This is a genomic window from Hyphomonas sp. (assembly GCF_036964145.1).
Taxonomy (GTDB): Bacteria; Pseudomonadota; Alphaproteobacteria; order Caulobacterales; family Hyphomonadaceae; genus Hyphomonas.
This window is the reverse complement of the sequence record NZ_JBALUC010000002.1, coordinates 439,453-458,803: the sequence shown is the minus strand read 5'-3', so window position 1 is coordinate 458,803 and position 19,351 is coordinate 439,453. Positions and strand designations below refer to the sequence as shown.

Annotated in this window: 16 protein-coding genes and 1 riboswitch; of the genes, 8 read left to right on the top strand and 8 right to left on the bottom strand. The window is 61.5% G+C overall.

Annotated elements, in window-relative coordinates; all coding sequences use genetic code 11:
* Positions 1-70: 70 nt before the first annotated feature.
* Positions 71-259: riboswitch (cobalamin riboswitch) on the bottom strand.
* A 56-nt stretch (positions 260-315) separates the two neighbouring features.
* Genes cobO through cobT form a run of 4 tightly spaced genes read right to left on the bottom strand, consistent with a single transcriptional unit; the run spans position 316 to position 3,240 of the window.
* Positions 316-918: a cob(I)yrinic acid a,c-diamide adenosyltransferase gene (gene cobO / locus V7660_RS07190; RefSeq protein WP_335602441.1), complete on the bottom strand. Its 603-nt coding sequence runs from the start codon at positions 916-918 to the stop codon at positions 316-318.
* Positions 915-1,457 (bottom strand): alpha-ribazole phosphatase, encoded by a 543-nt coding sequence (gene cobC, locus V7660_RS07185; RefSeq protein WP_335602440.1) that lies wholly within the window; start codon positions 1,455-1,457, stop codon positions 915-917. Before cobC ends, cobO begins: the two co-directional genes overlap by 4 nt.
* The gene (gene cobS / locus V7660_RS07180; protein ID WP_335602439.1) at positions 1,448-2,206 is read right to left on the bottom strand and encodes an adenosylcobinamide-GDP ribazoletransferase; all 759 of its coding nucleotides are present in this window, start codon (positions 2,204-2,206) and stop codon (positions 1,448-1,450) included. Before cobS ends, cobC begins: the two co-directional genes overlap by 10 nt.
* A complete protein-coding gene (gene cobT, locus V7660_RS07175) occupies positions 2,203-3,240 on the bottom strand; it encodes a nicotinate-nucleotide--dimethylbenzimidazole phosphoribosyltransferase (RefSeq protein ID WP_335602438.1) in 1,038 nt (345 codons plus the stop codon). Before cobT ends, cobS begins: the two co-directional genes overlap by 4 nt.
* Position 3,241: 1 nt before the next feature.
* Between cobT and V7660_RS07170 the strand changes: the two genes are divergently transcribed.
* Positions 3,242-4,567 carry a hypothetical protein gene (locus V7660_RS07170; RefSeq protein ID WP_335602437.1) on the top strand — a complete coding sequence of 442 codons (1,326 nt, stop codon included), beginning with the start codon at positions 3,242-3,244 and terminating at the stop codon, positions 4,565-4,567.
* Positions 4,568-4,598: 31 nt separating this feature from the next.
* Positions 4,599-5,669, top strand: coding sequence for an acyltransferase family protein (locus V7660_RS07165; RefSeq protein ID WP_335602436.1), 1,071 nt, complete (start codon positions 4,599-4,601; stop codon positions 5,667-5,669).
* A gap of 1 nt (position 5,670) precedes the next feature.
* On the opposite strand, the gene ychF is transcribed toward V7660_RS07165, so the two are convergent.
* Positions 5,671-6,768, bottom strand: coding sequence for a redox-regulated ATPase YchF (ychF, locus tag V7660_RS07160; protein WP_335602435.1), 1,098 nt, complete (start codon positions 6,766-6,768; stop codon positions 5,671-5,673).
* A gap of 148 nt (positions 6,769-6,916) precedes the next feature.
* On the opposite strand from ychF, the gene V7660_RS07155 reads away from it, so the two are divergent.
* Entirely contained in the window at positions 6,917-7,810 is an 894-nt protein-coding gene (locus V7660_RS07155) for a toll/interleukin-1 receptor domain-containing protein (RefSeq protein ID WP_335602434.1), read from the top strand.
* Between the two features lie 14 nt (positions 7,811-7,824).
* Here V7660_RS07155 and V7660_RS07150 read toward each other — a convergent pair whose 3' ends face one another.
* The 3 genes from V7660_RS07150 to V7660_RS07140 all read right to left on the bottom strand — a co-directional run bounded on the left by V7660_RS07150 (position 7,825) and on the right by V7660_RS07140 (position 10,333).
* Entirely contained in the window at positions 7,825-8,613 is a 789-nt protein-coding gene (locus tag V7660_RS07150) for a thioesterase family protein (RefSeq protein WP_335602433.1), read from the bottom strand.
* Positions 8,614-8,747: 134 nt separating this feature from the next.
* Entirely contained in the window at positions 8,748-9,068 is a 321-nt protein-coding gene (locus V7660_RS07145; RefSeq protein ID WP_335602432.1) for a 2Fe-2S iron-sulfur cluster-binding protein, read from the bottom strand.
* Positions 9,069-9,085: 17 nt separating this feature from the next.
* The gene (locus tag V7660_RS07140; RefSeq protein ID WP_335602431.1) at positions 9,086-10,333 is read right to left on the bottom strand and encodes an NAD(P)/FAD-dependent oxidoreductase; all 1,248 of its coding nucleotides are present in this window, start codon (positions 10,331-10,333) and stop codon (positions 9,086-9,088) included.
* Positions 10,334-10,467: 134 nt separating this feature from the next.
* Here V7660_RS07140 and tsaE point away from each other — a divergent pair, with 134 nt between their 5' ends.
* From tsaE to addA, 5 genes are read left to right on the top strand one after another with little or no spacing between them, the layout of a single operon-like run.
* Entirely contained in the window at positions 10,468-10,953 is a 486-nt protein-coding gene (gene tsaE, locus V7660_RS07135; RefSeq protein WP_335602430.1) for a tRNA (adenosine(37)-N6)-threonylcarbamoyltransferase complex ATPase subunit type 1 TsaE, read from the top strand.
* Positions 10,937-12,028: an aminoglycoside phosphotransferase family protein gene (locus V7660_RS07130; RefSeq protein ID WP_335602429.1), complete on the top strand. Its 1,092-nt coding sequence runs from the start codon at positions 10,937-10,939 to the stop codon at positions 12,026-12,028. The genes tsaE and V7660_RS07130 overlap by 17 nt, the downstream gene beginning before the upstream one ends.
* A complete protein-coding gene (locus V7660_RS07125) occupies positions 12,028-12,756 on the top strand; it encodes a nucleotidyltransferase family protein (RefSeq protein WP_335602428.1) in 729 nt (242 codons plus the stop codon). The genes V7660_RS07130 and V7660_RS07125 overlap by 1 nt, the downstream gene beginning before the upstream one ends.
* Positions 12,746-15,802: a double-strand break repair protein AddB gene (addB, locus tag V7660_RS07120; RefSeq protein WP_335602427.1), complete on the top strand. Its 3,057-nt coding sequence runs from the start codon at positions 12,746-12,748 to the stop codon at positions 15,800-15,802. The genes V7660_RS07125 and addB overlap by 11 nt, the downstream gene beginning before the upstream one ends.
* A complete protein-coding gene (addA, locus tag V7660_RS07115) occupies positions 15,795-19,322 on the top strand; it encodes a double-strand break repair helicase AddA (RefSeq protein WP_335602426.1) in 3,528 nt (1,175 codons plus the stop codon). The genes addB and addA overlap by 8 nt, the downstream gene beginning before the upstream one ends.
* The last annotated feature ends 29 nt before the right edge of the window (positions 19,323-19,351 follow it).

The following is a 19,351-nucleotide window of genomic DNA, read 5'->3' as shown; positions in this document are numbered from 1 at the left end:
AAGGGTTCAGATGTCGTTACAAAGGATAGGCTCGTAGCCTTCCCGCCCGCTGAGAACTATTCCCGGCCTCCGGACGAACGACGCGATGGCAGGTCTCCTGGCTCACCGATCGTCGTTCCTGGCCGCCTTCCCAGAGCGATTGCTCCAGTGGCTGTTTGGCCTTGAACTCCCGGTTCACAGTTGCGGGTACAGCGCCGAATTCACATCGGCTTCCCTCTTAGCTTTCCTTGCAGAAAGCACCATCTGGGAGTGGTAATGTTGCAAGCCTCCCGGCCTGTCAATACTGCCCGCGCGACAGGATGCGCGGCAAAATGTTCAGAAATCCACGCCGCGCTTGGCCTTCAGGCCCGCCTTGAAGGGATGCTTCACTTCGACCATTTCGCTGACAAGGTCGGCATAGTCGCACAGTTCCGGTTTCGCATCACGTCCGGTCAGGATGACGCTGGTTTGGCCGGCGCGTGCTTTCAGCCCGTCCAGCACGTCATCAGTCGAGAGATAATCATAGCGCATCGCGATATTGATCTCGTCCAGAACAATCAGATCATAGCGTCCACTCGCCATCATCTCCCTGGCGCGCGCAAAGGCAGCCTCGGCAGCGGCAATGTCGCGGGCCTTGTCCTGGGTGTCCCAAGTGAAACCTTCGCCCATTGTGTGCCAGTCGAGCTGATCGGGAAATTTGTCGAAGAATTGCCGCTCGCCAGTGATCCACTTTCCTTTGATGAACTGAACCACACCCACACGCTGTCCCCAGCCCAAGGCGCGCGCGATGACGCCAAAGGCCGAACTCGACTTGCCCTTGCCATTGCCGGTATGGACGAGGACGAGGCCGCGATCCGGCACCGCCGCTGCTTCGGTCTTCTGTCGCTGCTCGGCTTGCAGCGCTTTCATCTTTTCGGTGTGGGAGGGATCGTGCGTCATGTTGCGTCTGGCCTTCTCGCATGTTCCAGCAGGGTGATGTGGCCGCTAAAGGCGACGGAGCTGCGATAATGATGTTGGCCCCCCAAGGCAGCGAAGACCGCCTTGATGACGCCGGCATGTGTGACGACCAGCGTGTGGCTACCTGACTGGTTGAACTCGGTAATCGCCTCCTGCGTGCGCGCCGTCAGCATGGCGACGCTTTCGCCCTCATGTGGCCGGGCATGAAGGAAGTCAGACGCCCAGGCATCAAGCTCGGGCCGTGGTACCTTGTCCCACGCCTGCATTTCCCACCTGCCGAAATCCATCTCGACCAGCCGGTTATCCTGAACCACCTCCAGCCCGCTACGCGTTCCGACGAATTCGGCGAGCTGCAGGCATCGGCTGAGTGGACTCGTTACGATCCGGTCGATGGGCGGAAGCCCGGACAGCACGATCTCGGCTTCATCGGGAAACGAAGTCGCGAGCGTCAGGTCTGATCGCCCGTAGCAGGTACCGGGCGCGACATCGGGGGTCGTATGGCGAAGCAGGGTCAGAGCCATGCGAGGAGCCCCAGATAGAATCCGATCTCGCTGGCTTGCTGCACCGCGCCGAGCGTGTCGCCGGTATAGCCGCCGAGTTTTGGCTCAAAGAACAGACGCATAAGAACATGCGCGAAACAGAATGAAACAAGGCCGAACAGGAGTGAAACAACAGGAAACAGGACCGCACCGACTGCAACAGCCCCCAACGCCGTGACACCGGCAATCATCAAACTGGTGGCGGAAATGCCTGACACCACGGGCTTTCCGGTCCCTTTCTCACGCACATAGCGGCTGGTCGCGATCACGCACACCGCTGAAAACCTTGAAATACAATGTGCTATCGGCAGGGCGAAGCAAATCCATGCCGGTGGCATTGACCACAGCGCGCCGGCCTTGAGCGCCAGCGCCGTGAACAACGCAGCCGCCCCATAGGTGCCCAACCGGCTGTCCTTCATGATCTCCAGCGCGCGCTCCCGCGTCAGCCCGCCGCCAATGCCGTCAAACGTGTCCGCCAGGCCATCCTCATGGAAGGCCCCCGTCATCAGGAGCCCAGCCCCCACCGCTAGCAGCACGGCCAGCAAGGCTGGCAGCATCAGCGCGGCCAACCAGAAGATAGCTGCAGACGCGAGCCCGACCAGCAGACCCACGAGCGGGAAATATCTCGGAGCCTGCGCCAGACGCTCCGCCGTGAAGAGCCTATCGGTCCTGAGCGGTAACCGGGTCAGGAATTGCGCGGCCAGTACGAATTTGGCGAGTTCGCCCGTCATGCCGGCCCGCTGACCCCGGCGCTCTCGAAACTCGCCATCTCTCGCAGCATTGCCGCGGCTGCTTTCACCAGCGGGAAAGCGAGCAGGGCGCCCGTACCTTCGCCGAGGCGCATGTCGAGCTGCAACAGGGGCGTCGCCTCCAAGGCCTCAAGCACACGGGCATGCCCCGCCTCGGCGGACCGGTGCGCGAAGACCATATGGCGTCGGCATCCAGGGCTTAGTGAGGTCGCCGCCAGGGCTGCGACGGTAGCGATAAAGCCATCCACGATCACGATCTTGCCGTTGCCCGCTGCGCCGATCATCGCGCCCACCATCATGACGATTTCAAAGCCGCCATATTCCAGCAGGGCAGCGGGGGCATCCAATTGAGTACCTGTTCGGCCTGCAGCCTGTTCCAGCAGGGTCCGCTTGGTGCGCAGCCCCTCATCATCAAGGCCCGTGCCGCGTCCGGTAAGGTCACCAACCGGAATACCGAGAATTTTCGCGGCGACGAGGCTTGCCGACGATGTGTTGCCAATGCCCATCTCGCCGAAACAGGCAACTGTCTCATCGCCCTCATGACCCAGCGCTGAACCAGACGACAGCGCGGCATCCCGTTCAGATGGCGTCATGGCTGGCTGTTCGATTGCGTTCGCGGTGCTGCCGGAAATACGTCGCTGTATCAGGTCGGGATGGTCCAGAGGGTCGTCCGCCACGCCGGCATCCACGACCCGCACGCTTGCCCCAACCGACCTGGCGAACACATTCGCGGCGGCGCCTCCGGACAGAAAGTTCAATACCATCTGGCGGGTCACATCCTGCGGGAAAGCCGAAACGCCTGCGGTCGCCATGCCATGGTCGGCGGCGAAGATGGTCAGGCTGCAACTGTCTGCGCGCGGCTCGAGGGACATCTGGATATATGCAATCTGCGCGGCGAGGGTTTCTATGCCGCCCAACGCCCCGAGTGGCTTGGTCTTGCCATCGATTGCGGCCTGGACCTGGGCCCTAAACTGTTCATCGGAAAAGGGTGCATCCGGTGTTGAAAATGTCTGCATAGTGAAGAAAGCCTGCCCGTATGAATCGTTTCGCGGGGAGTTCTATGCAGGCTCGGAGCGGATTGTACAGGCTCGGGAAGAGGCGAGGCATCCGATTTCCGTCTCGCCTTGGCCTCCCCCCGTCCTGTTTTGGATGTTGGCTTCGCGTCTCAAAATAACGAACCAGACTGGTATTTCTGGCATATTGCTTGCGTACGAAATTGGGCAGATTATGCATAATGCAAACCTGTCTGGTTTTGGGACTAAAATGAGTATGAACGCCTCTGGCCGTAACAGAATTCTCTTCGTCACCCACGGGCCAGGTCGAGGCCGTAACGTTCCAACAGGCGATGTTTTTCTGAACCGGCTGGCGGCGAATTCCGATCCTTTGCTGAAGCAAATCCGCATTCACCGCACCGGCGATGCTCGCGCAGACCTGACCGATGTTGGGTTGGTTGTGTTCTGGCTCGGCGACCCGTTGATGCAGAAATACCCCGCCTGCTATCTGGACGCGATGGCGATTGCCGACGAGGCGGCTGACCGCGGCATCAGGGTGCTCAATCATCCCGATGCGCTCAGCAACACAACCAAATCGGTGCAAGCGGAGATCTGGGCAAAGGCAGGCGTTGCAAGCGCTGCCGCTGCCCCGGTGACAAACTCCCTGGAGATGCCCGGTGCGATCGACCGTGTCGGGTTCCCGTGTATCGTGCGCAGTGACCAGGAGCATGCCCAGCGACATGTCGCTACGCTGTTCGGTCCAAAAGACGCTCTGGTCTTGGACAGTGAAGACATCTTACCCGCTGTTGTGCTCCATCTTTACGATATTCGTGAAGAGTACCGCCAATCTGACCCGTCCGATCATAGCCTGTTTTCCCGCTATCATCACAAGGCGCGGGCCTTCGTGATTGGCGACCGGGTGATGGCCAGCCATCTGTTTTTCTCGCCTGAGCGGATTGTCGGTCTCTCCAATTGCCTGTTCCAACGGGAAGCGAGCCGCCGGCGCACCATGGTCAGACGCTTCGGGTATCATCACGCTCTGCTCAACCAGTTGCTCGAAGCGGACGACGCCTATTTCAATGGGCCCGTGCAGGGCGCCCGTGAACTTGTAGGCGCTGTGAAAGCGCTGGGCCTGGATTTCGCCGCTGTGGATTACAGCATACAGCCCGACGGACGGATTATTGTTTGGGAAGCAAATCCATATTTCTGGCTGCCCGACGGCAAAGCGAGTGTCTTGTCCCGGCAACGCAATGCGGTTGCACGCGTGGACCAGACGTTTGACTGGTTTGCAGCCTGTATCAAAACCTATTGTAGTGATTTGCCCTATCTGTCTGTGGTTTCGTCCACATGAGGTGTTGGTTTGGCCTGTGGAGTGACTTCGAATGAGTTCGACCGATCAACTCTCTGCACTGGCGTTCCTACGCGTCGACTGGGTCGATTACGCCAAGGGCATCTGCATCATTCTCGTGGTCATGATGCATGCGGTGTATGGCGTTGAGCATGTGTTCGGTGGGGAAGGGTGGATGCACCCGGTCGTCGAGTTCGCCCGGCCGTTCCGTATTCCGGATTTCTTCCTGGTCGCGGGCCTGTTCCTGCGCCGGTCAATCCATGGGCCTCTGGTCGACTATCTCGATCGCAAAGTTATCCACTTCATCTATTTCTATGTCCTCTGGCTGACGCTCCAATTCCCGGTCGTGGAGTTCGACGCCATGATGTCCGAGCCCGGCTACTTCCTGAAGCTCTGGGCCTTCAGTTTCATTGAGCCAACCAATTCGCTCTGGTTCGTCCATATGCTGGCTATCTTCTATGTCGTCACACGGCTGCTGCGGAAGGTGCCAGTATGGATCGTGCTCACGGGTGCCTTTGTTCTCCAGTCCCTCTACCAGCTGGTGGTGATCGATACCGGCTGGGGAGTGATTGACCGGTTCGCCAATCGCTATGTCTATTTCTTCATGGGGTATGCGTTCGCGCCGCAGATCTTCCGCTTCGCGGAGAGGGCAGCAAAAGCGCCAGTGATTGGCGGAATTGGCTTGCTCGGTTGGGCGGCTCTGAACGCGTGGGCCGTGAGCTTTGGGCTGCACGAGGAAGTCCTCTTCAGCTTCATTCTCGGCCTTGCAGGCGCAACCGCAGTCTGCATCGTATCCGCATTGTTGACGCGGTTCCGCGCGGCAGATTTCCTGCGATATTGCGGGCGGCACTCGATCGTAATCTACCTGACCTATGCATTCCCGCTGGTCGCCATGGAGCGGCTCGTATGGCCAAAAACAGGCGCGCCATTGGGCGATGTGGGGTTCGCATGCGCCGTGACCCTGGCCTTGGCCGTTGGCCTGCCGCTCGCCTTTCACGCCCTCATTCGCGGAACGCCCTTGAAGCTGCTGTATGAGCGTCCGGACTGGGCCAGCCTGTCAGGCAGTCAGCGCGGACAAAGACGCGCCGCGCTGTCGGCAAAATAGCTTAGACGTTGAACCGGAACAGCATTACATCGCCGTCCTGGACGATGTATTCCTTGCCTTCGGAGCGCATCTTGCCGGCTTCCTTGGCGCCCGCTTCGCCGCCAAATTCGACATAGTCCTTGTAGGCGACGGTTTCAGCGCGGATGAAGCCCTTTTCAAAGTCCCCATGAATGACCCCGGCGGCTTTGGGTGCCGACCAGCCCTTCCGAATCGTCCAGGCGCGCGCTTCCTTGGGGCCGACTGTGAAATAGGTCTGCAGGTTCAGCAGGTCATAGCCGGTATGGATAAGGCGTGTCAGGCCGGGCTCTTCGAGGCCCAGCGTCTCAAGATATTCGCTGCGATCCGGCTCATCGAGCAGGGCGAGTTCCGCTTCGATCTGAGCGGAAATCACCACGCATGCGGCGCCTTCCTCGGCGGCGCGAGCTTCCACACGCTTCGAGTATTCATTGCCAGTTGCGGCGCTGTCTTCATCGACATTGGCGACAAACAGGACAGGTTTCGATGTCAGCAGCTGCAGCATGTTCCACGCTCTTGTGTCATCCTTCGAAATGACGGCGCGGCGGGCCGGGCGACCTGCATTCAGCTCCACGAGGGCAAGGTCGATCAGGGCGACTTGGGCTTTGGCTTCCTTGTCGCCGGAATTGGCTTTCTTCACGACACCGGCCTTGCGCTTTTCAAGGCTTTCCATGTCGGCCAGCATCAGCTCGGTCTCGACCACTTCAAAGTCGGCAATCGGGTCGACCTTGCCGCTGACATGCGTGATGTCGTCATTCTCGAAACAGCGCAGGACATAGATGATCGCATCTGTCTCGCGGATGTTGGCGAGGAATTTGTTGCCGAGGCCTTCACCCTGGGAGGCGCCCTCGACGAGGCCGGCAATATCCACGAAGTTCATGCGGGCCGGAATGATCTCTTTCGAGCCGCCTACAGCAGCCAGCTTTTCCAGCCTGGGCTCCGGCACGGCCACTTCGCCGACATTGGGCTCAATCGTGCAGAAAGGATAGTTCGCTGCCTGGGCGGCGGCTGTCTGGGTAAGCGCATTGAAGAGCGTGGACTTGCCCACATTGGGAAGGCCGACGATGCCGCATTTGAAACCCATACCGGTCTCCTGATTAACTGTTTCGCCGCGCAATTAGCCGGATTTTCAGCCGAAAAACAGACTGAAATATCGCCTGAAAGCGGAATTGGGTGGAATATTAAGGGTCTATGGGTATGCTTGGCCCATTACTTCAAGAGGTAGCGCGCATATGGCGTACGATGTTTTCCTGGTATCGGCGATCGAAGATCGTGACATGGCGAAGCTGGTGGCGCGTCGGCTCCGTTCGCTGAAATTCAAGGTCTGGTTCGACCAGAAGCAGACCGACAACACGTTCGACGCCAAGGATGCGCGCAATGCGGGCAATTCCAGGCACATGCTGGTCATGTGGTCCGAGCATGCGGTGAAGAGCGACTGGGTGCGCGCGGCGGCCTCGATTGGCCATTCCCGCTCCGGCATGCTGGCTCAGGTCAGCCTCGACAAGACGATCCCGTATGAGCCGTTCAAGAGCGACAAGCGGTTTTCGATCGAGGGCATGACGTCTCGCAAGACGCCTGAAGGCTTCTACAAGATGATCGAGGAACTCGCCCAGCGCGATGGTCGCTCCGATCTACGCGAATGGATGAACTTCGGATCGAAGGATGAAGAGGCCCGTGAAGACTGGCTTGCTGCCCATCCTGACGATCCGCTGGCAATTGATGCCCAGAAGAAGCGCGAAAAGGCGATGGGTATCAAGCCCGCTCCGGCGGCAGAGACCGCCAGCGCAGCGGCGCTTGCCAAGGCCTCGGTGAAATCCCAGCCCAGCAGTTCAAGTTCTGCCAGCCGTCCTGTCAGCCCGGCAGTGCCGGCTGGATCCGATCCGTTGGGCATGGGATGGGGCACGATTGCCGCTGTCGCCGCGGCTGTGTTCGCCATGTTCTTCCTGAGCTGGATCTTCCGGTCCCAGACCATCACAGCCCCCGCGCATGCGGGCGCGCCGGGCGTCGGCAATGCCTACGTTCTTCAGGAAGCCTGTCCTGCCGGGCAAGTGCCAGCCTCATTGATGAAAGTACTCGAACCCGGCCCGATCATCAACGACACCGAAGAGCCAGAACCCGACAATTAGGCCGGGTAATCAGCCTAATCGAACACCGCAATGGTCTGGCGGCCGATCATGATCGGCTGGCCGGACGTGTTCCAGAGCGTCATGGCTTGGCTGTTATAGCCATCCTTTGACGTATCGGCGACGTGCCGGGCCTGGAACCAGCCTTGTTCAGTCTGGATGTCGTCGGTCAGGAATTCCGCCATCCACGTCATGGAGCTGATACGGGCGTGACCTGTCAGCATGGCCAAGGCGGCGGGGGGCGGGGCGTCCGCAAGCGCGAGAACGGACAAAGCATCGGGCGGTACGGCGCCATCCTTGTGGCGCATCCAGAGCGACATGTCCGCATCCGGGGCACCCGACATGGGGGGCTTGCCCTTGGCCAGCCTGATGTTGAAATTGCGGGTGAAGGCGGGTCGTTTTGGCGATTCGCCAAAGAAGGACGCGGTCTCGTCCGGCGCGGTGACTTCGGGGGCAGGGAGATGGGCGAAATTGAGGGAGGACTCCCGGTGAGCGCCAAAGGCGAAGATCGCCTCAGCCGCCACGCCGGTTTCGCCGATCATCCGCACGCTCGTGAACACCGTGTTCTTGCCTTCGCGCAGCAAGGTGGCCGTGCACTCAACGTCTCCGGAAACAGGGCCGACAAAGGCAATCTGGGCGGAACGGATCGGTCGCCCTCCCGAGGTCGGCATGGCCGCCTCAAGGCAAAGCGCAGCAGTCAGTCCGCCATAGGTCGTGCGGCCCTGCATCCAGGAGTCGGGGACATGGAACGACATGGCAGTCTCGCCGGTCTGTTTGCCGCTGTGCATGAGGGTTTTGAAGTCCATGAAAATCTCCCTGAAACCAGAGCGCATACATAGTCAGTTCTGGAAGGGAACCAACTCATGACGCTGGGGTATATCGTCAAAAAAAAGCGCCCCAGCACAGGACTGGGGCGCTCATTTGTCAGTGTGTCCGCGGCTTAGTGCTGGCTTTCCGGTGTGGTCACTTTCAGGCCGTCCAGATCTTCCGACACGGTGATCTGGCAGGACAGGCGGGAATTTTCCTGAACGTTCTCGGCAAAATCCAGCATGGATTTTTCCATCTCTTCCTGCTCGCCGACTTTGTCCATGAAGGCCTGGTCGACATAAACATGGCATGTGGCGCAGGCGCAGGCGCCGCCGCAATCGGCGTCTATGCCGGGAATGGAATTCTTGATCGCGGCTTCCATTACGGTTTCGCCGTTCTGGGCTTCGACGACGCGCTCGGTGCCTTCGCTATCGATATAGGTAATTTTCGCCATGTGCGGGTTTCTCTCCTTCAAGCTGCCACTGAATTAGTGGCAATCTCTTTCATTGATATTGATGTGTCTGCAAGAATGTCAGCCGAGAGTTTCGCGCCTGACATAATGAGCTTCTTGGACGCCAGGAATTCTGGCGGGCTGTTGATCGCGTCAACGGCAATCAGTGTGCCGTTCTTCAGATAGAAGGCCGCAAACTTGCGGTCTTCGGGCCACCCCCGCACGACGATCTGGTCATACCCGGCGCTGAGGCCCGCAATCTGCAGCTTCAAATCATACTGGTCCGACCAGAACCACGGGCAGTCCTCATTCGGGCGCGGCTTGCCGAGAATGGCGGCGGCGGCGAGTTTCCCCTGCTCGATCGCGTTGTGGACACTTTCAAGCCGTCCGGCCCGGCCGAAATGGACCAGCGGACGACTCGCACAATCGCCGGCGGCGAAGATTCTCGGATCAGAGGTCCGGGCGTCGCGGTCCACGAGGATGCCATTATTGCAGGCGATGCCGGCGTCCTTGGCCAATTCTTCATTGGGCAGGATGCCGATACCAACAAGCACAATGTCTGCATCGAGCCTGGTTCCATCGCTGAGCACAGCGGCGGTCACGGCGCCATCCTTGCCTTCCAGTTTTGACAGGCTGGTTATGGTACGGATATCGACGCCCTGCCGGCGATGCTCAGTTTCGTAGAATTCGCTCATGACCGGACTGGTCACACGGGCAAGTACACGCGGCGCCATTTCAAGGACGGTGGTCTTGAGGCCCATCTGCTGGGCCACGGCAGCCGCTTCCAGCCCGATATAGCCCGCGCCCACGATCAGGATGGAGCGACCGGCGACCATTTGCGGCCGGATACGCTCAACATCCGCGAGGCCGCGCAGCGCGTAAACATGCTCAAGATCTGCGCCTTCGATGGGCAATCCGCGGGGCCGCGATCCGGTGGCGATGATCAGCGCGTCATAGTCGAGATGACCGCCATGCTCGAGTTCCACCTTGCGGGCTGTCCGGTTGATGGCGGTTGCGCGCGTCGAAAGGACCAGTTCGACATTATTGTCGGCATACCAGGCGGCGGGTTTGAAATAGAGCCGCTCTTCCGCGAACTCGCCCTTCATATAAGCTTTTGACAGGGGTGGGCGCTGGTAGGGCAAGGCAGGCTCTTCGCCGACCAGCGTCAACTCGCCTGTATAGCCGCCCATGCGGAGGGACTGGATGGCCTGAGCCGCAGCCTGCCCACCCCCAATTACCACAATCCGTTTTGCGTCTGTCAGATCCAATGTGTCGTTCCCGGCCTACGTAGCGTCAATTCGTGACGCCTGCGTCATTTTTTAGAGTTCTAGGCCAGTCTGCCTGCTACTGCAAGGCATGTCACCACGCGTATTGCCGCAATTTGGTCAGGAAGCGATGGTGTGTGGCTGTAGTCTTTTATAAGCACATGATGATGAAACTTACCTATCGACTCGAAGATGAAGCGCGAACGCTGGAATTGGGGGCTGCGATGGCTGGCCTGCTGAAGCCAGGCGACGTGATTGCCCTGCATGGCGGCTTGGGTGTCGGCAAGACGACGTTCACGCGCGGTCTGGTCCGCGCGCTGGTGCCGGATGTCGAGGAAGTGCCGAGCCCGACCTATACGCTGGTACAGGCTTATGACGCCCCGGGTTTCCCGGTTTGGCATTTCGACCTCTACCGGCTGGAATCCCCTGACGAGATGGAGGAAATCGGCTGGGACGAGACGCCGGAGGGGGTGGCCATCGTCGAATGGCCCGAGAAAGCGGGAAAGCACCTCCCGGCCTGGCGGCTGGACATCGTCTTTGACTTTGAAGGCGAACATCGGCTCGTATCGCTGGAACCCCATGGCGAAGACTGGCAGAGACGCTGCGATGAATTTCAATTCTAGTTTCCGCGACGGGCTGATTGCCGGTTTCCTCGCGCGCCATGGCTGGGGCGATGCGCAGCTGCAGCCCTTGGGGCAGGATGCCTCGACCCGTCGCTATATTCGGCTGGTGAAGCCGGGCGGCATGACGGCAATGCTGATGGATGCACCGCGGGTCGAGGCTGACCCATGTCCGCCGGACGCCGACGACGCCACACGCAATGCGATGGGGTGGAACGCCCAGACGCGTCTTGCCGCATCCCGGGTGGATGCCTTTGTCCTGATTGCCAACCACCTGAGAACGCTTGGATTTGAAGCCCCGGAGGTTCTGGCCCACGACACCGAAGCCGGGCTCGCCATCTTGCAGGATTTCGGCGACGGGATGGAGCTTGCCCGTCAGATTGAGCGGGACCCCACCCTGGAAGTCCCGGCCTACACGCTTGCAGCCGACATGCTGGCGCGGCTCCATCGGGAGCCGATCCCGGACACAGTCACGTTCGGCACTGAACAGTGGCCGATCCTCGACTTTGACCGCCTCGCTCTGGCCTCGAATGCAGACCTCTATGCGGACTGGCTGCCGGTTGAGGCAGGAGGCGTTGCCCTGACTGGCACGGCCCGCGCCAGATGGGAGTCTGAACGCGACGCCCTGATCGAACAGGCACTATCCTTTCCGCGTGTCTTCACGCTGCGCGATTACCATGCCGAGAACTTGCTCTGGCTCGGCGACGACCGCATTGCGCTGCTCGATTTCCAGGACGCGGTGAAAGGCTGGGACGCATGGGACATGGCCATGTTGACCCAGGACGCGCGACGGGACGTTTCACATGAGGCCTCCGAAGCCGCGATCCGGCACTATCTCGACCAGACTGGCAAGACGCGCGAGGCCTTTGACGAGCGGCTCGCCGTAATCGGTGCTCTCAACGCGCTGCGCATTGCTGGCGTGTTCTCCCGGTTGCAGCATCGCGATGGCAAGGCCCGGTATGGTACATTCCAGCCGCGCCAGCTGAAATTGCTCGCCCGCAATCTGTCCCATCCCGCTCTGGAGCCGATGGCGGCCTTCGTGCGGGAGACGACCCCTTTCGTGTTCGAGGAAAGCTGATGTCATCAAATGTTCCGCATACGGCAATGGTGCTGGCCGCTGGTCTCGGTACACGGATGCGGCCGCTGACGGACACATGCCCGAAGCCCCTGATTGAAGTTGGCGGCAAGCGTCTGATGGACCGGATGATTGAGCCACTGATCGAAGCTGGCGTGCAGCGGATCGTCGTGAATGTCCACTGGCTCGCCGACCAGGTGGAGGCCCATGTGGCGGGCCTCAAGGGCGTGGACCTGATCGTGTCGGACGAACGGGGCGAGGTGCTCGAAACAGGCGGCGCGTTGGCGAAGGCCGCGCCTGTGCTCGGCGATGATCCCGTCTTCGTCGTCAATACAGATGCGTTCTGGGGCAAGGGGGATGCCACCCCGTTGCTCGAATTGGCCGAGGCGTTTGACCCTGAGCGGATGGACGAACTCCTGCTTCTTGCGGACACGCAGCGCAGTCTTGGATATGGCGGCGCAGGAGACTTCCTGCGTGCGGAAACAGGCAGCCTGACCCGTCGCGGCGAAAATCCGTCTGCGCCCTGGGCTTATGCCGGCGTGCGCATCCTGAAGCCGCAGGCCTTTACGGGCCTGGAGGTGGAGCGCTTCTCCGTAGCCTGGCGTATCTGGGGGCCATTGGTCGAATCCGGGCGGCTGCACGGTCTGCCGCTGGACGATTTCTGGCTCCATGTGGGCGACCCTGAAGCCCTGAAGGATGCCGAGATGTGGCTGCGCTGCCATGGCGAATGATCCTGCCCTGTTTGGCGTTGGCGCGCCGAAAGTCTGGTCGATCCCGCCGGGGGAAAACTTCCTGAAGGCCCTCGCAGCGGAGCTGGCGCGCGCGGTGGATTTGCCCAACACGCCGGATGCCTTGGCGGACGCGACCATCTATGTGCCGAACCGGCGGTCTGCGCGGGAACTGTCCGCCGCCCTGTTCCTCGCCGCGAATGAAACCCCGATCCTGTCGCCGGACATCCGTGCGATGGGCGATCTCGAAAGCGACGAGGCGCCGCCTGTCGCCGAGTTTTCCGTTACCGATTTGCCACCGGCCTTGGCGCCGGCCACCCGGCTCGGAACGCTGGCCTCTCTGGTGCAGGCTTATTACCGCGAAAGTTCCGGCATGGATGTGCCGCCCTCGTCGGCGCTGGCGGCGGCGAATGAACTGGCGCGGCTGCTGGACCAGGCGCATCTCAGCCCAGAGGCAGATTGGAGCGGCCTGCCGGATCTTGCCAAGGATGCAGACCTTGCTCAGCATTGGGCGAACTCGGCCAGGTTTCTGGAAATCATCACGGATGCCTGGCCGGAATGGCTGAAGGAGCAAGGCGTCACCGACCCGCTGAGGCGGCGCTTGCTGGCAGCCGAAGCCACGGCGCAGGCTTGGCTTGCGCATCCGCCGGAAGCCCCGGTCATCATCGCGGGTTCAACCGGGGCCACGCCTGCCGGACGCGTGCTGATGAAAGCCGCCCTTCAATTGCCGATGGGGCTGATCGTCCTGCCGGGGCTGGACCTAGCCTCGTCAGAGGACCAGCGGCTGGCAATTCGATCCGAGATCGGACATCCCCAGAACACATTGTTGAACACGCTCGACGCTTTGGGCATCGCGCCAGATGATGTTCCCGAATGGCCGGGTATCGAGGTCGGCCCAAAACGCCATGCGCGACGCCGGATGATCATGGAAGCGCTCGCGCCTGCTGATGCCACAGCGGACTGGCGCGATACGCTGGACCAACTCGCCGCCAGTGCAGGCACTGACGTGGCAAGCTTCGCCGAAAGCGCGCTTGAAGGGCTGTCCCTCATCGAGGCGCCGGACGAGGCCGCCGAAGCCAGCGCCATTGCCCTCATGCTGCGGGAGACGCTGGAGGAGAAGGGTCGGACAGCGGCGCTGATTACACCGGATGCGGGCCTCGCGCGTCGTGTATCCGCCTTGCTGAAACGCTGGAACATCAGCGTTCCCCCCTCGGCCGGCATTCCGGTTGGACGCACGGCAGCCGGCAGCTTCGTGGGGCTCTGCGCGAAATGGGCGGTTGATCCGGGCGATCCCGTCTTGATGGTATCGGTACTGACTCACCAGCTGGCAGCGCCGTTGGAGGGCCTTGCGGATCTGGAGATTCACTTCCTGCGCGGCCCGCGGCGATGGACATCTCTACAGGAATTGGTGGAAAGCATCCGCACGCGCGACACGATTGAGCCCTATCCCCAATTCGGGCCGGACGACCAAATGAGGGGGATCGCGCTCGTCGAGTCCCTGATTACACGGTTCGACGACGCGAATGCGGATCTGAGCGAAACCGAAATGGTCACCGGCGCTGACGCCATCCAGCGCATCGCGGCCCTGGCGGAATCCGTCAGCGAAACGCCCATGCCGTGGGCAGGTGAAGATGGCGCGGCCACCAGTCGTCTGCTCGAATTCGTGCGGGAAGTCTCGGACTCCCTCGGCCCGATGCGGCCTGTGGCGCTTGCCGATCTCGTCAATTCGCAAGCGTCCCAGATGACGGTCAGTTTCGGCGAGGCAGAACACCCGCAACTCTCGATCTGGGGACCCCTGGAAGCACGTCTCCAGTCTGCCGACCGGGTGATCCTTGCCGGACTCAACGAGGATGTCTGGCCGAAGCGGCCGGCGCCGGATGCCTTCCTGCCACGCCATTTCCGCGCGCGCCTTGGCCTTGGGGACCCGGAAGAGCGGATGGGGCTCGCTGCCCATGATTTCGCCCAGCTTGCCTGCGCGCCGGATGTGACACTTGTCTACTCCTCGCGCCGGAATGATGCGCCCGCAGTGGCCTCGCGCTGGGTCTGGCGCCTCAAGACGCTGGCGGAAGGGGCACTCGAAAACCAGGCCGCGGATCATTTCGCGCCGCAGGCCTTTGATCCCATCAAACTGGTTGAAGCGCTGAAGCTGAACCAGATCGACGCGCTGCCGGATTTCAGCGCCGAGCCAACCCCGTCGGCGCGGCACGAAGGCTGGCCTTCGCGCCTGTCCGCCACGCGGGTCGACCTCTTGCAGCGCGATCCCTATGCCCTCTGGGCCGAACAGGTCCTCGGCCTCTCTGCGGTGGATGCGCTCAACGATGAACTCGGCCCTGCGCCGCGCGGCACCGCGATCCACAGGGCGCTCGAACTGTTCGAGGAAGACGGCAAGCCAAAGACGGCCGACCAATTGATGGCGCTGCTAAAGCAGGAACTCTTGCGCGTAGGCGAACCTGCCGATGCGTGGGCCGCGCGCGAGGCGGTCTGGCAGCGCACGGTTGACTGGTACATGGTCTGGCGCAGTCAGCGGGATACGTCAGGCGGAAAATTGAAACAGGAGGTCCGGGGGCGGATCGACTATAGCGTCGCCGGTCAGCCATTCACGCTGTCCGCCACGGCCGACCGGATCGAGCAAACGTCCAATGGCGATCTCATCATTGTCGACTTCAAGACGGGCAGCCCGCCGCGCGACAAGGAAGTCGCCACCGGCCTCAGCCAGCAAATGCCTTTGCAGGCACTAATCGCGCAAAAAGGCGGCTATGAGGGCGTGCCCGCGGCGCGGGTCGACCAGCTTCACTATGTGGCCTTCAAGGCGAAGCCGGAGGCGTTCAGCCTGGGCGGCAAGCACAATCTTCCAACAGAACCGGCAGAAATGGCGGAACTTGCCGAGAGCGGCCTGTTACGCCTTATCGAAGCCTATCGCGAGCCATCCTCGAAATTCCTGTCTGCGCCACGCGTGAAATTCGTCAAATATGACAATGGCTACAACCTGCTTGCCCGGCGTGCGGAATGGGCGGGCGATACCGAAGAGGGGGAGGGCGGGGATGCCTGATGTGAAAACGCCACTCACTCCGCCGGATACGGAAGATTACCACCGCGCCAATACGGCGCAACTCGTCTCGGCAGACCCCGCGCGGCCGGTTTTCGTCATGGCAAATGCGGGCAGCGGGAAAACGAAAGTCCTGATCGACCGCGTCGCGCGGCTCCTGTTGCGCCGTGAGGACGGACGGGTTGGCGCCGCCCCGGATTCAATTCTCTGCATCACCTATACCAAGGCCGCGGCAAACGAGATGCTGTCGCGCCTGTTCCGCACACTCGGCAAATGGTCGATCATGCGCGACGACAAGCTCCGTGAGGAATTGTCCCGCCTCGAAGGACGCTCGACAAACGCCTATAAGACCGATGATCTCAGAGCGGCCCGGGCCCTGTTCGCTCGCGCACTTGAGACGCCGGGCGGCCTGCGGATTGAGACGATCCATGCCTTCTGTGCCCGTATTCTGAGGCGGTTCCCTCTTGAGGCGGGTGTGCTGCCCGGCTTTGCCGAGATCGAGGAAGACGAAGCCCAGGCGATCTGGCAAAATGTGCGCGCGCAGGCCGTTCTGAAGGCGAGCGAGACTGCGCCGGAGGCCCTTAACGTGCTCGCGCTGGAAGGCGGACATGATGGGGCCGACATCGCGCTGAATGCCATGCGCTTCAAGATGAGCGCCTATCTGGACTTCGCCGAAGCACACGCGTTCAATCAGGCCCAAATACGGGCCACGCTGATTGAAAGCCTGAATGCGCCCGAAGCGAGCCCGGCGGACATTCTGGAACTGGCCATGGGGCCGGAGATGCCAGTCGTCGCGTTGCGCGAAGCGCTGATCAGCCTGCAGGCTTCCGGCAAGCGAGACGATACCCGTACCGCCAATGCCGTTGAAGCCGCGCTCTACGAAGAGGATCCCGCGCGCCGTTGGGAGTGCTACAAGGGGGCCTTCTTCGGCGCTCAGGGCAATCCGTACAAATCGCTTTACAATGCCGAAGCTGGCAAGGATGCCAATGTCGTCGCGCTGTTTGCCACCAAGGACGAAATCGGGTCAGAAGTGGCGCGGGTGGAGGCCCTGGCGGTAAAGCTGAAACTGGCCGAAACGGTGGAGCGTACCTCCGCGCTGCTGGAAGTCGGGCTGGATGCGCTGGTCGCGTATCAGGACGAGAAACGCCGCCGCGGCGCCCTCGACTTTGATGATCTCATCCGCAAGACGCGGGACCTGCTCACACGGACGGGCATGTCTGACTGGGTGCTTTACAAGCTGGATGGCGGAATCAGCCATATCCTGCTCGACGAGGCGCAGGATACGAGCCCGGAACAGTGGGAGCTGATCAATGCGCTCACGGAGGAGTTCACTGCAGGTGTCGGCGCGGAGCGTCAACAGGATCCGCGCACCCTGTTCGTCGTGGGAGACGAGAAGCAATCCATCTATTCCTTCCAGGGCGCAGACCCGGCCCAGTTACGTGCTCAGGAACAGGAGTATATCCGCAAGGACCCGGCGGTCCTGTCCCAGACGATGGAAATGTCATTTCGGTCCTCGCCGGAAATTCTGGGTTTTGTGGACGCAGTCTGGAATTCGGCCCCGCCGGTCAATATTGCCTCCGGTGCGCAATCACCGCTGACGGCGGATGGTGTGAAGCACACCGCGCGCCGGGCGAACCAGCCGGGACTGGTGGAGCTCTGGCCAGTCGATGAACGCGATGAAGATGAGGATGCCGATGCCTGGTCTCGGCCCGTCAATGCCTTGCGCTCCAGTTCGCCCAAGGCGCGTCTGGCCACGCGGCTCGCCCAGCGACTGAAGAATATGGTAGAGAGCGACGAGACGGTCTGGGAGGAATTGCCGGATCGGCGCTGGCAACGCCGCCCGATGAAGCCGGAAGACATCTTGATCCTCGTTCGAAGCCGTACGGGCGGCCTGTTCGATGCGATGATCTCGGCGCTGAAGGCCGCAGGCTTGCCGGTTGCTGGCGCGGACCGGTTGAAGCTGACAGATCACATCGCAGTGCAGGACTGTCTGAATCTGATGCGGTTTGCGCTTCTGCCCGAGCGGGATTTGACTCTGGCGGAAATTCTGCGCGGTCCGTTTGTCGGTCTCGTGGATGATGACCGCTTCCTGTTTCCCCTGGCGAACAAGCGCGGGAAGGGTGAGACATTGTGGTCTCGGGTTCAGGCAAGTCAGGACCCCGACGTCAAGAAGGCTGCCGCCTTCCTCGCAACTCTGATCTCCAGTCGTCATGAACCTCCATATGAATTCCTCTCCGATATTCTGGATGTTCCGGGCTCGGATGGCCTGACCGGCTGGGACAGGATCAATGCGCGGCTTGGTACGCCCGCGCATGACCCGGTAGAGGCATTGCTCTCTCGTGCGCAGGGCTTCGATGCGACGGAGCCGTCTTCCCTGCAGGCCTTCGTCGCCGAAATGGAATCCAGGCTCGTCGAGATCAAGCGCGACCTTGCCGCGCCGGAAGGGCAGGTCCGCGTTATGACCGTGCATGGCGCCAAGGGCCTGCAAGCGCCGGTCGTGGTGCTGCCGGATACAACGGCCGGGCCGAAGACAGTGTCGTCCTCCATGTTCGTCGTCGACGGCGTGCCCATCTGGTCGCCCCGCAAGAACAGCGATGTCCCGGCAGCAGAGTTTGAGCGCGCTGTGGCCAATGCGAAATCCGAAGAGGAATTCCGCCGGTTGCTGTACGTGGCGCTGACCCGCGCGCAGGACAGGTTGATCATTGCCGGCCATTGGCATGGCGCCCGGCCTCCCGGCTATCATGACCGCAGCTGGTATGCGCTGTGCGAAGCCGCGATGAGTGGGCTGGCCGGAGAAGCCTATGACAGCGGCGTGCGCCGGTTCGGAAACCTTCCGCCAGCGCTCGCGACTGCGGCCTCCCAACAATCGGCCAAAGCCGTTTTGCCGGACTGGGTGTTCACACCGCCCCCAGCGCCCGAAAGCCGCCGCCGGTTCGGGGCGCCGTCCAGCCTGCTTGGGCGCAAGACACCCGTGCTCGCGCCCTTCAGTCAGACCCGCCAGGATCGTCTGCGCCGGGGCCGGATCATTCATGCGCTGCTGGAATATTTGCCAGCCCTGGCGCCAGACCTGCGCGAAGGCGCCGCCGATCGCTATCTGTCCCGCCTGCCAGATCTGGACGACCCGGCGCGCTGCGAGATGAAAGCGGCCGTTTTCGGCATTCTTGACGCGCCTGACATGCAGCGCCTGTTTCAGCCGGGCGGCCGGGCTGAGGCCGCCATTGTGGGCTCCGCGCCGGAATTGCCCGAGGGGTTGATCGTCAATGGCCGGGTCGACCGGCTGGTCGTGACCGAGGATGAAGTGTTGATCATCGACTTCAAGACCGACCAGCCCGCCCCCGACAGTCCGGACGGCGTGGCAGAGACCTATCGCGCCCAGATGGCGGCCTATTGGGCTGTCCTGCGACGGGCCTATCCCGGCCGGACTGTGCGCACGGCGCTCTGCTGGACTGACGGTCCGCGCCTGATGTTCCTGCCGGAAGAGATGTTGTTAGAAGCTCTAAAGGGTGCGCAGAGCGCGGTTTGACTTCCCAAACGAGTTCCTATGTATGTTCC

Coding starts and splice junctions, on each gene's coding strand:
- V7660_RS07155 (WP_335602434.1), top strand. CDS start 6,917: ATGGCGTACGATGTTTTCCTGGTATCGGCGATCGAAGATCGTGACATG.
- addA (WP_335602426.1), top strand. CDS start 15,795: ATGCCTGATGTGAAAACGCCACTCACTCCGCCGGATACGGAAGATTAC.
- V7660_RS07165 (WP_335602436.1), top strand. CDS start 4,599: ATGAGTTCGACCGATCAACTCTCTGCACTGGCGTTCCTACGCGTCGAC.
- V7660_RS07125 (WP_335602428.1), top strand. CDS start 12,028: ATGTCATCAAATGTTCCGCATACGGCAATGGTGCTGGCCGCTGGTCTC.
- V7660_RS07130 (WP_335602429.1), top strand. CDS start 10,937: ATGAATTTCAATTCTAGTTTCCGCGACGGGCTGATTGCCGGTTTCCTC.
- cobT (WP_335602438.1), bottom strand. CDS start 3,240: ATGCAGACATTTTCAACACCGGATGCACCCTTTTCCGATGAACAGTTT.
- V7660_RS07150 (WP_335602433.1), bottom strand. CDS start 8,613: ATGGACTTCAAAACCCTCATGCACAGCGGCAAACAGACCGGCGAGACT.
- addB (WP_335602427.1), top strand. CDS start 12,746: ATGGCGAATGATCCTGCCCTGTTTGGCGTTGGCGCGCCGAAAGTCTGG.
- cobC (WP_335602440.1), bottom strand. CDS start 1,457: ATGGCTCTGACCCTGCTTCGCCATACGACCCCCGATGTCGCGCCCGGT.
- cobS (WP_335602439.1), bottom strand. CDS start 2,206: ATGACGGGCGAACTCGCCAAATTCGTACTGGCCGCGCAATTCCTGACC.
- cobO (WP_335602441.1), bottom strand. CDS start 918: ATGACGCACGATCCCTCCCACACCGAAAAGATGAAAGCGCTGCAAGCC.
- V7660_RS07145 (WP_335602432.1), bottom strand. CDS start 9,068: ATGGCGAAAATTACCTATATCGATAGCGAAGGCACCGAGCGCGTCGTC.
- ychF (WP_335602435.1), bottom strand. CDS start 6,768: ATGGGTTTCAAATGCGGCATCGTCGGCCTTCCCAATGTGGGCAAGTCC.